Genomic DNA, 10,771 nt, shown 5'->3' with positions numbered 1-10,771 from the left:
AAAACGCCGTTGGCGTTTGGCCGATCCCGCCCCGCAAGGGGAGAAGGGCCGCTCGCTACCAGAGGATGCATTTTCTTCGCGGATGCGAGATCTGTGAATGCCGCAGCGCTTCGCAGGGGAGGGACTGCCGCCGCCTTAGCAATCAAGCACTTGCTCCCTCTCCCGCGAGAGCGAGGGAGGGTCGGGGAGGGGGCACTCGAAGCCGACGCCCCCCACCACCCCTACTTCTTCTCCAGCATCAGCGTGCCCTGGCGGGTCACCTTGTTCTTGATCTTGTCGGCCAGCAGGGCCAGCGCCCAGGGAAGCTGCACCTCCATCTCGACCCTATCCTCCAGCACGTCGATATGGCCGGCGATGGTCTGGGCCAGCGCCACGACGCGGAAGTTGAGGCGGTCGTCGGTCCAGCTGTCGTCGACGCTGGCCGACACGGCGCTGAGACGGGCCCTCGCCTCGCCCATGCCGTCGACCAGCCGGCGCTTGGCTTCCTCCCGGCCGAGCGAGTGGGGAATGGACAGGGTCAGGGGCTTCGGCATCGTCGGCGGCTCCGCACTGCACGGGTCGGGTGTCCCGCCGTCCGGTCGGCGGCGGGACAAGGGTAACGCCGGTGGCCGGCGTTGGGTCCCTCAGCGATCGTGCGGCGGCGCCATCTGGTCCAGCCGGTGGGCGAAGTCGATGTCGGCCTGGGTCACGGCGTCGGCGCTGCGGGTGTAGAGGATCATCTCGACCCGGCCCAGATCGTTGAACCATTCGGGATGGTGGCCGGTCTTCTCGGCCAGCAGGGCGACCTGGTTCATGAAGCCCCAGGCTGCCGGGAAATCGGCGAAATGGTAGGTCTTGCGGATGGCGTCGCGCTCCAGCACCTCCGCCCAGCCGTGCAGTTCCTTCAGTGCCGTCTGGCGCTGCACGCCGACAAGGCGATCGGACATGATGACCTCCCTTTCTTCCGTCACGTTTTTGCCGCCCGCAGCTTCTTGGCGAACGGGCGGCGGTTCGCTACCTTCTGCGGCATGATACGGAAACCTTCAGGTCCCCATACGGTTCCGCCCACGGTCGAAGACCTGGAGCGCATGGCCGAAGAGTCGCTCGACACCATCCCGGCGGAGCTGCTCGCCCCGGTGGGGAACCTCGTCATCCATGTCGAGGATTTTCCCGACGAGGATACCGAGCGGGAGATGGAGCTGGAAAGCCCATTCGACCTGCTGGGGCTCTACCGCGGGGTGGATCTGACGCGGCAAAGCGTCGCCGACCTGCGCGGCGGGCCGGACATGATCTTCCTCTATCGCCGCCCGATCCTCGATTACTGGTGCGAGACGGGGGAGGAGCTGCCCGCCATCGTCCGCCATGTCCTGATCCACGAGATCGGCCACCATTTCGGCTTCTCCGACGAGGACATGGAGCGGATCGAGACCATGGAGTAGGGCGGGGAATGGCCATCGCCCGAAGGTTGCCGCCCGAAGGCTGCGTCGCGGCGTCGGAAGCGAGATGGAACACGGATTACGCGGATTTTGACACGGATTGCACGGATCAGGCCGTATCCGGATCGTCACTCCATAGGGATGGCGACCGGGATGGACCGCGCCGAACCGGGCGATTCCGTGAGATCCGGCGTCAATCCGTGAAATCCGTGTCGATCGTTTTCTCCTGCGCGTCGCGTTCAAGCGATTGCCCCGGAAATTCCCCCGGAACAAGGGCAGGGCAGGGGGCCGTTCAGTCCTCCAGCGCCCCGGCCACCCGGCGGCGCAGCGCCGGCACCAGCTCCTCCTCGAACCAGGGGTTCCGGTTCAGCCAGCCGGTGTTGCGCCAGCTCGGGTGGGGCAGCGGCAGGAAGGCCGGGCCGTAGTCCCGCCAGCTCGCCACCGTCTCCGTCATCGTCGCCTTGCGCCGCTCGCCCAGATAGCGCGCCTGGGCATATTGTCCGATCAGCAGGGTCAGCCGGACGCCCGACAGCGCGTCGAGCAGCGGCGGGTGCCACAGCGGGGCGCATTCCGGACGCGGCGGGTAATCGCCGCCCTTCGGCATGGTCCCGGGATAACACAGCCCCATCGGCACCACGGCGATCCGCGTCTCGTCGTAGAAGGCGGGGCGCTCCATCGCCAGCCACTTGCGCAGCCGGTCGCCGGAGGCGTCGTCCCAAGGGATGCCGCTGGCATGCACCCGCGCGCCCGGCGCCTGCCCGACGATCAGCAGGCGGGCGGTGGAACTGCCGCGCAGGACCGGCCGGCAGCCGTGGGGAAGCACGCCCGCGCACAGCGTGCAGGCGCGCGCCTTCGCGAACAGGCGGTCGAGATCCGAACCGGCCTGACCCGGTTCATCAGGGACCATCTCATCAGACAAGCGTCAGCAAATCCTGGACGAAGGCCGGCACCACCCGGGTGGCCGGACCGTGGATCGAGCTGTGGAAATAGGAGGCGCCCTCCGACGGTTCCAGGTTCAGCTCGACCGTATAGGCGCCGGTCGACCGCGCTTCCGCCACGAACCCGGCGGCGGGATAGACATGGCCGGAGGTGCCGATCGACAGGAACAGGTCGCATTCCTCCAATGCCCGCTGGATGCGCTCCATGTGATAGGGCATCTCGCCGAACCACACCACGTCCGGCCGCATGCCGCCCTTGCGCCCGCAGGCCAGGCAATGGTCGTGCACCGACAGGTCGCCCCGCACCTCCGTCACCGTGCGGCAATGCAGGCAGAAGGCCTTCAGCAACTCGCCATGCATGTGCAGCGGCGCACCGGACCCGCCGCGCTCGTGCAGGTCGTCGATGTTCTGCGTCACCAGCAGGATGTCGCCGGCCCAGCGCCGCTCCAGCTCCGCCAGCGCCGCGTGCGCGGCGTTGGGCTGCACCGCCGGGTCGGCGAGGCCGCGGCGGCGGTCGTTGTAGAAGCGGTGGACGAGGGCGGGGTCGCGCGCGAACCCCTCCGGCGTCGCCACATCCTCTAGATCGACCTGGCTCCAGATCCCGCCGGCGCAGCGGAAGGTGTCCAGCCCCGATTCCTTGGAGATCCCGGCCCCGGTCAGGATGACGATCGAGTCGGTCGGACGCAGGCGGTTGGTCAGCGCGGGAGAGGGCATGGGATCTCCTTAGCGGTTCGGAAACCGGTCATGTGGAACACTGCTGCGGCGTACGCTCGTCACGCCCGGAAGTAAAGCCGCTGAACGCAAGGAAGGGGGATACCGCAGGTGGTCAAGGTCCTGTTCGTCTGCACGGGCAACATCTGCCGCTCGCCCACCGCGGAGGGGGTGTTCCGCCATCTGGCCGAGCGCGCCGGTCTCGGCGCCTGTGTGATCGCCGATTCAGCCGGCACCCACGGCTATCACGTCGGCGAGCCGCCCGATCCGCGCACCCGGCGCGCGGCGCTGGCCCGCGGCATCGACCTGTCCTCCCTGCGCGCCCGCAAGGTGGCGGCAGCCGATTTCAGCCGTTTCGACCATATCCTGGCGATGGACAGCGGCCATCTGGCCCAGCTGCGCCGCATCGCCCCGCCGGGTTCCCCCGCGGCTCTGCGTCTCTTCCTGGACGATGCCGCCGGGCCGGCAGGCTGTGAGGAGACCGGGCAGGACGTGCCCGATCCCTATTACGGCGGGCCCGACGGTTTCGAGCAGGTGCTCGACCTGTGCGAGGCCGGCGCGCGCGGATTGCTGGATCGCCTGTCGCGCGAATGCGGGTTTCCGATTCGCGAAGGCATCGGTTAACGTGTCGCTGCACCCCGGTTGCTTTGTCTATGCTGCCGGGACAAAGCCCAGTCGGAGCACCCTTCGGTCATGACCAGCGCAGCCACCGGCACCACCTCGCCCGGCGGGATCCTCGACGGCATCGTCCTGTTCGAGGCCTTCACGCCGGAGGAGCGCGCGGCCGTGGCCTTGCGGGGGCGGGTGTTCGACGCCCCGGCCGGCACGGTGCTGATGCGCGAGGGCGACAGCGCCGGCTCGCTCTACGTCCTGCTGGCCGGCACGGTACGGGTGCTGCGCGACGACCCCTTCGGCAGCCAGGTGGAGGTCGGATTCCGCCGCGCTGGCGATTGTTTCGGCGAGATGGCGCTGATCGACGGCGGCGCCCGGTCGGCCTCGGTGGTCGCCGCCACGGCGGTGACGGTGTTCGAGCTGGAACGCGACCTGTTCCTGGCGCTGATCTCCCCGTCGCCCGATCTGCTGGCGAAGCTGCTGCGCAAGCTCAGCCACATGATCCGCGAGGTGTCGGAACGGGTGGTGCGCGAGGATCTGGAGCGGCGCACCCGCATCGCCGAATCGGTGCTGGCCCGCCAGCGCGCCATCACCCAGGCGGTGACCGGGCTGGCCCATGAGCTGAACACGCCGCTCGGCGTCTGCGTCACCGCCGCCAGCCACCTGCAGGATCTGGCCCGGGCCGGCAACGGCCCGCTCGCCACCGAGGATCTGCGGGAACCGGCCGCCCTGCTCGGCGCCAACCTCGCCCGCGCGGTGGAACTGGTGGAAGCCTTCTCGGCCATCGCCGCCTGCCAGAACGCCGAGCCGTTGGAGGCGCTGGATCTGCGCCAGATGGCGGAGGAGGCGGCGGGCCTGTTCGCCGTCCAGCATCCGGACCTGCCGCTGACCATCGGGGTCGCGCCGGGGGCCGCCTGTCCCTGGATCGGCTATGCCCCGCATCTGGAGCGGGTGCTGCACCATCTGTTCGCCAATGCCGCCGCCCATGGCTATGGCGGCGGTCCCGGCATGGTGGAGGTCACGGTGGAACCGGCGACGCTCGACGCGGTGCCGGCCTGGAGCCTGACCGTCCGCGACCGCGGCGTCGGCATCCCGGCCAGGAACCTGCCGACCCTGACCGACGCCTTCTTCACCACCGCCCGCGGCCGCGGGCACAAGGGGCTGGGGCTGGCGGTGGTGTTCAACACGGTGACCGGCCCGCTCGGCGGCCGCATCGCCTTCGACAGCGCGCCGGGGACCGGCACGACGGTGACGATCACCATGCCGCAGGAACTTTGACGGGCGGAGGTTGCCTGCATGGCCGCCCGTCCGCCCCCCTGCTTCTCATTTCTGCCTGCATGACGCTATCTTATTTCCGGCTTCGCTTCCGGAGGTAGAGTGTCCATGGGGGTCATCGGCAACATCCTTTCCGCGGTCCGCCGCAGTCGCCTGTTTCTGGAACCTGCGGCTACCCTGCCGGAACAGCGTCCAGCCGGGGAAATCGTTGGTGGGCGCAAGGTCGTCCAGGTCTTCCGTCCCGCTGCCGACCATCTCTCGTCGATATCGCCGCTGCTGGCCACTTATGCCGGTGTCCGCGATTGCCGATTGATCCTATCTCTCTATGCGTTGCCTCCGGGCGGGGAGACCGAGGTGGCGATGGGCGACCTGCCCGCCGCATGGCTCGTGGGCCGGATGGATCTCGATGGCACGCTGATCATTGACAACGCCTTTCAAGATTTCCGGCTGATCACCATTCCGCAGGCCGCTGGGCGAAGCTTCGCGCTGGTGCTGGAATCCCCCGACGCGGCGATGGGCAACGCGCTGACGGTCTGGCTGCACAGCGGCGCGCGCCGCTTGGCTGGACATGTGGCCTGCTTCGTCAATGGCGAGCACCAGGGCGGGTACGGACTGATGGCGGAACTCGGTCATTCGCCGCCGTCAGCCGACGGGCCGGTTCCGCCCGGTCTGCTGCTCAGCCCGGTGACACAGTGCAATTTGAACTGCGTCCATTGCATTTCTCGGGAAACGCGCGCCTCGGTCGCCCGTTTGGACGACAAGCTGCGCGACTCCATCCGTGAATGGAGCCGCCGCGGCTGGCTACGCGCGGTGGACACCGACTATAGCGGCGACATCCTTTGGGCCGACCACCGGTTCGGCGGCGAATTGGACTTCATCATCGGCCTGAATGTGCCGTTCCACGTCAACACCAATGGCATACACCTGTCGCAGGACGCATGCGAGCGGCTGCTTGCTTCCAGGCTGCAGTCTCTCAACGTATCGCTGGACGCCGCAACCGACGTCACCTACCGCCGCATCCGGCGCGGAGCGCCGCCGCTCGACGAGGTTCTGATCAATCTTCGCCGGCTCTCCGACGCGCGCGGATCACGCCGGCAGCCGGCACTGCTCCTCGGCTTCACGCTGATGCGCAGCAATCTGGACGAACTGCTGTCCTTCATCCGGCTGGCCGCCGGGCTTGGTTTCGATGTGGTCCAATGCCGCCATCTGGAGGCCTACACCGCGGATATGGAGGCCGAGTCCCTATGGTTCGACCAGGCCCGCTACGCCGAGATATGGGGGATGGCGGTGGCGTTGGCGGCCGAGCTTGGCATCAAGCTGGAAATCCAAGGGCCTTTCGACGCGGTTCCCGCACGTGCCGGCCGGGGGGCCTGCCCCGAACCGTGGCGTTCGGCGGTTGTGCTGGGCAACGGTGACGTCATGGCCTGCTGCATTCCTGGGACGCGGATGGGCAACCTCCGGGAGACATCCATGGAAGAGCTGTGGAACGGCCCGGCCTATCAGGCGTTCCGTCTGGCGGTGAACTCCGCCGAGCCCCCGGCCGCCTGCCGCACATGTCCGATCTACCGCGACCCGCGCGACGCTGACAGCTACCTGCAGCACCGTGCCCGGCGGAAGTCCGACGCATCGGGCGCTACCCACTGAAGCGTGAAGCACAGGAAAAACCGGGAGTTTGGATCGGATCAACAAAGGGACGCTTCGGCACCGCTCGACCGGACCGTGTTTCGGCCTTTTGCCGAACGTGCGCTCAGCCGTGCAGGGCGAGCCCCTTCACCGTCTTGTCGACCGCCTTCTTCGGCCCGCGCAGGGCCAGCCCGACCAGATCGGGCACAGCCGCATCCTCGGCCTGGAAGGCGGCGCGGTTGGCGGCGTCGTGGCCGGTGGCGAACATCGCCGCGACATAGGGCACCAGAGTCAGCCCCCGTTCCAGGGCGGCGTCGCGGACGGCGCGCAGCTGGTCGCCGTCGGCGGCGAAGATCATGATCGGCTGGCCCAGCATCCGGCCATAGCGGCGGCCGGCACCGTCGACATAGGCCTCGCCCAGCGCGTCGGGGGCCGCGGCGGCGATGCCGGTGGCGAGGAAGGCGGCGACGTTCAGCTTCTGCCACACGGCCAGGTCGGCGCGGACGACCAGCGCAACCTTGGTGTCGAAGCGAATGGGCTCATCGGAGGTGGTGTTTTCAGGCATCAGGCTGTCGGGCATGGCAAGTGTCTCCTTCGCCATCCCTGATGCCGGAGGATCGCGCCTCAGTCTGGAACGTTCGTGCACAGATCGCGGTAGGCGGCCGGCGTCAGGCCATAGGCGCGGCGGAACCAGCGGCCGAGATGGCTCTGGTCGGCGAACCCGACCTCCGCCGCGACCAGGGCAGGCGCCTCGCCCTCCGCCAGCCGGCGCCGGGCGGCGCGCAGGCGCAGCCGGACCAGATAGGCGTGCGGCGACAGGCCGAAGGCGGCGCGGAAGGCGCGGTTCAGCCGGAACCGGTCGATGCCGGCCGCTTCGGACAGCGCGTCCAGCCCGACATCCTCGCCCATCCGGGCATGCAGCAGGTCGCGGGCCAGGGCGGCGGCACGGTCGGGACGCGGTGGCCGATGGTGGTCCTGCGGCGGTTCCAGATGGCCGGCCAGCCTCGCCGCCAGCCGGTCCACCGACAGGTCGCGGGCCAGCTTCCCCTCGCGCCGGTGCAGGGCCAGGAAGGCGGACCGGATCGCCGCCGCGAGGCCGGGATCGTCGGCCAGCGTGTCGCGGAAGCCCAGAGCCACGCCCGAGCCCCGCGGTATCAGGCTGCGCAGCGCATCGCTGCGCGCGGCCAGCAGCGGCACCGGCAGGTAGAGCATGGCATAGGTGAAGCCGTCCTCCCCCGGGCTGTGGCCGTCATGGGCCTCGCCGGGTTCGATCAGGATGACGCGGCCGGGAACGCTGGTGTGCAGCCGCCGCCGGCAGCGGAAGGCCTGCACCCCCTGCTCGGTGATGCCGACCAACAGCTCGTCATGGTCGTGCAGGTCATAGGCATGGCCGCGGAAATGGGCGCGGATGGTCTCGATGCCGGTCTCCGCATCGCGGCGCACCGCCACCCAGTCGCCCTTTTCCCCCGCACTCTCACCCACGAATCCTCTCCGTCACGGGATCGCCGCTGATGGGGCGCCACTGGGTTGCCAAGCGGCCAACCCTCCGATCAATGGCCCCGATCAATAGATCAGTTCGTTCTCGCCGCCGCTTTCGGCAAGGACCAGCTCGCCGCGGGCGGCCAGATCTTTCGCCATCTGCACCATGTACATCTGCGCCTCGTCGACGTCGCGGACGCGCACCGGACCCATGGCCGCCATGTCCTCGCGCAGGATCTTGCCCGCGCGCTCCGACATGTTGGTGAAGAACAGGTCCTTCAGCGTTTCCGACGCCCCCTTCAGCGCAGTGCCCAGCTTCTGCTTGTCCACCGTGCGCAGCATCGTCTGGACGCCGCTGGGGTCGAGCTTCGACAGATCCTCGAAGGTGAACATCAGCGACTTGATGCGCTCGGCGCTGTCGCGGTTGCGCTCCTCCAGCGCCGCCATGAAGCGGTGCTCGGTGGTGCGGTCCAGCCCGTTGAAGATCTCCGCCAGCATCTCGTGGCTGTCGCGCCGGCTGGTGCGGGCGAGGTTGGTCATGAACTCGGTGCGCAGCGTGCGCTCGACGTCGTCCAGCACCTCCTTCTGCACCGCCTCCATGCGCAGCATGCGCATGATGACCTCCATCGCGAAGCTTTCCGGCAGCTGGACCAGGACCCGGCCGGCATGTTCGGGACGGATCTTGGACAGGACCACCGCGACGGTCTGCGGATACTCGTTCTTCAGGTAGTTGGACAGCACCGACTCGTTGACGTTCGCCAGCTTGTCCCACATCGTCCGGCCGGCCGGACCGCGGATTTCCTCCATGATCTGGTCGACCTTGTCCTTGGGCAGGGTCTTCAGCAGGAGGCGCTCGGTCGAATCGAAGGAGCCGACGAGCGAGCCGGTGGCGGACATCTGCTCGGCGAACTCGACGAACAGGCGCTCGATCAGGTTGGCCGACACGGTGCCCAGGTTCGCCATCACCTGGGACAGCTCCTTGATCTCCTCGTCGCCCATCATGGCGAACAGCTTGGACGAATGCTCCTCGCCGAGCGCGAGCATCATGATGGCGGCCTTTTCCGGGCCGGTGAGGGTCCGGTAGTCCTCGCGAACCTTCAAAGCCATCTGTCCGCCTCCGCCAATCCGCCGTCACCGCCGAAGTCGAACCTGCGGGCGGTTCATTCTTACGCGTCCGGTTCTCGATTCTTCCGTTGTAATACGATCCTCCCGGGCATTCCATCCCTTCGCGGGCGAAGGACGGGGACAGTTTTTAGCCGATTCCCCGCCTCGCATCCCGTCTTCCGCCCCCTTTGGCTGTGGAGGGCCGCTGCGGAGGTCAGCCGAAGCGCTTGGCGATCACCGCATAGGCCGCGCGCAGGCCCAGCGCCTCGCCGCCTTCCGGACGGCCGGGACGGGCCGATCCGTTCCAGGCATAGGTGTCCAGATGCGCCCAGGACGTGCCCTTCGACACGAATTCCTGCAGGAACAGCCCGGCGGTGATGGCACCGGCGAAGCCGTTGGTGGTGACGTTGTTGATGTCCGCCACCTTGCTGTCGAGCCCCTTGCGGTAGGGCGCCCACAGCGGCAGCCGCCACATCGGGTCGTCGACCGCGGTCCCGGCTTCCGTCAGGTCGTTGGCGAGTTGGTCGTCGTTGCACATCAGCGCCGGCAGGTCCGGGCCGAGCGCCACGCGGGCGGCGCCGGTCAGGGTGGCGAAGTCGATCAGCAGATCCGGCTTCTCCGAATCCGCTTCCGCCAGCGCGTCGCACAGGATCAGGCGTCCCTCGGCATCGGTGTTGCCGACCTCCACCGTCAGTCCCTTGCGGGTCTTCAGCACGTCCAGCGGCTTGAAGCTGTCGCCGGAGACGACATTCTCCACCGCCGGCACCAGAACGCGCAGCCGCACCGGCAATCCGGCCATCATGATCATGCGGCCGAGCGCCAGCGCATGGGCGGCGCCGCCCATGTCCTTCTTCATCATCAGCATGCCCGACGACGGCTTCAGGTCCAGCCCGCCGGTGTCGAAGCAGACGCCCTTGCCGACGATGGTGACCTTCGGGTGGTCCGGGTTGCCCCAGCGCAGGTCGACCAGCCGTGGTGCCCGCGGGCTGGCGCGGCCGACGGCATGGATGGCGGGATAGTCGCGGTCGAGCAGATCCTGCCCGACGATCACCTCGACCGCCGCGTCGAACTCCACCGCCAGATCCTGCGCCGCCTGGGCCAGCTCCGCCGGTCCCATGTCGCAGGCCGGGGTGTTCACCAGATCGCGCACCAGCCAGGTGGCGGTCGCCGCCCGCTCGACCTCGCCGCGGTCGGCCTCCGCCGGCCAGACCAGATTGGCGAAGCCTTTCTCAGGCTGCTTCTTGTAGCGGCTGAAGCGGTAGCTGCCGAGCGCCCAGCCCAGCGCCGCCCGCGTCGCCGCCCGCGCGTCCAGCGCGCCCTCGATTTTGCTGTCGATCCGGTAGGAGCCGGCCGGCAGGGAAGACGGCAGGCCGGCGAAGGCCCACAGATCGTCGACGGCCGACACGCCGGCCAGCACATGGGCGACGGCGCCGTCCGGTCCCGGCAGGAAGACGGTCGATCCGGCCTCGCCGGTGAAGCCCACCGCCTTGACCCAGGAGGCGACGGCCGGCGACTGCGCCGACAGCCAGTCGGCCAGCCCGGCCTTGGTCACGGGGGTGAGGGCGACGGTGTCCGGGCCGTCGACGGCAAGCAGGGTGGCGAGCAAGACGGGAA

At 68.7% G+C, this 10,771-nt stretch carries 12 protein-coding genes; 4 read left to right on the top strand and 8 right to left on the bottom strand.

Going from position 1 to position 10,771, the window contains the following annotated elements; genetic code table 11:
• Positions 1-221: 221 nt before the first annotated feature.
• Positions 222-533 carry a polyhydroxyalkanoic acid system family protein gene (locus JHL17_RS18510; RefSeq protein ID WP_200195254.1) on the bottom strand — a complete coding sequence of 104 codons (312 nt, stop codon included), beginning with the start codon at positions 531-533 and terminating at the stop codon, positions 222-224.
• 90 nt (positions 534-623) lie between these two features.
• Positions 624-926 (bottom strand): 4a-hydroxytetrahydrobiopterin dehydratase, encoded by a 303-nt coding sequence (locus JHL17_RS18505; protein ID WP_200195252.1) that lies wholly within the window; start codon positions 924-926, stop codon positions 624-626.
• A gap of 141 nt (positions 927-1,067) precedes the next feature.
• Between JHL17_RS18505 and JHL17_RS18500 the strand changes: the two genes are divergently transcribed.
• Positions 1,068-1,418, top strand: a complete 351-nt coding sequence (locus JHL17_RS18500; protein ID WP_200195250.1) for a metallopeptidase family protein — start codon at positions 1,068-1,070, stop codon at positions 1,416-1,418.
• A gap of 289 nt (positions 1,419-1,707) precedes the next feature.
• Here the strand turns inward: JHL17_RS18500 and JHL17_RS18495 are convergent, their stop codons facing one another.
• Together JHL17_RS18495 and JHL17_RS18490 are read right to left on the bottom strand one after the other, a co-directional pair.
• A complete protein-coding gene (locus JHL17_RS18495) occupies positions 1,708-2,322 on the bottom strand; it encodes a uracil-DNA glycosylase family protein (RefSeq protein WP_200195277.1) in 615 nt (204 codons plus the stop codon).
• Positions 2,323-2,326: 4 nt separating this feature from the next.
• Entirely contained in the window at positions 2,327-3,067 is a 741-nt protein-coding gene (locus JHL17_RS18490; RefSeq protein ID WP_200195248.1) for an NAD-dependent deacylase, read from the bottom strand.
• A 108-nt stretch (positions 3,068-3,175) separates the two neighbouring features.
• Between JHL17_RS18490 and JHL17_RS18485 the strand changes: the two genes are divergently transcribed.
• The 3 genes from JHL17_RS18485 to JHL17_RS18475 all read left to right on the top strand — a co-directional run bounded on the left by JHL17_RS18485 (position 3,176) and on the right by JHL17_RS18475 (position 6,595).
• Entirely contained in the window at positions 3,176-3,688 is a 513-nt protein-coding gene (locus tag JHL17_RS18485) for an arsenate reductase/protein-tyrosine-phosphatase family protein (RefSeq protein WP_200195246.1), read from the top strand.
• A 69-nt stretch (positions 3,689-3,757) separates the two neighbouring features.
• Positions 3,758-4,954: a sensor histidine kinase gene (locus JHL17_RS18480; protein WP_200195244.1), complete on the top strand. Its 1,197-nt coding sequence runs from the start codon at positions 3,758-3,760 to the stop codon at positions 4,952-4,954.
• Positions 4,955-5,059: 105 nt separating this feature from the next.
• Complete coding sequence (locus JHL17_RS18475; RefSeq protein ID WP_200195242.1) at positions 5,060-6,595, top strand: SPASM domain-containing protein; 1,536 nt, start codon at positions 5,060-5,062, stop codon at positions 6,593-6,595.
• A gap of 103 nt (positions 6,596-6,698) precedes the next feature.
• On the opposite strand, the gene JHL17_RS18470 is transcribed toward JHL17_RS18475, so the two are convergent.
• The 4 genes from JHL17_RS18470 to JHL17_RS18455 form a co-directional block, all read right to left on the bottom strand.
• Positions 6,699-7,154 (bottom strand): DUF2000 domain-containing protein, encoded by a 456-nt coding sequence (locus JHL17_RS18470; RefSeq protein WP_247893642.1) that lies wholly within the window; start codon positions 7,152-7,154, stop codon positions 6,699-6,701.
• Positions 7,155-7,198: 44 nt separating this feature from the next.
• Positions 7,199-8,056 (bottom strand): AraC family transcriptional regulator, encoded by an 858-nt coding sequence (locus JHL17_RS37895; protein ID WP_345773836.1) that lies wholly within the window; start codon positions 8,054-8,056, stop codon positions 7,199-7,201.
• Positions 8,057-8,137: 81 nt separating this feature from the next.
• Positions 8,138-9,160 carry a flagellar motor switch protein FliG gene (gene fliG, locus JHL17_RS18460; RefSeq protein ID WP_200195240.1) on the bottom strand — a complete coding sequence of 341 codons (1,023 nt, stop codon included), beginning with the start codon at positions 9,158-9,160 and terminating at the stop codon, positions 8,138-8,140.
• 211 nt (positions 9,161-9,371) lie between these two features.
• Positions 9,372-10,763, bottom strand: coding sequence for a leucyl aminopeptidase family protein (locus JHL17_RS18455; protein ID WP_200195238.1), 1,392 nt, complete (start codon positions 10,761-10,763; stop codon positions 9,372-9,374).
• Between the last annotated feature and the right edge of the window lie 8 nt (positions 10,764-10,771).

It is taken from the genome of Azospirillum endophyticum (assembly GCF_016595245.1).
Lineage (GTDB): Bacteria > Pseudomonadota > Alphaproteobacteria > Azospirillales > Azospirillaceae > Azospirillum > Azospirillum endophyticum.
Note: the sequence above shows the minus strand (reverse complement) of the source record. Positions and strands in the feature narration are given on the sequence as shown.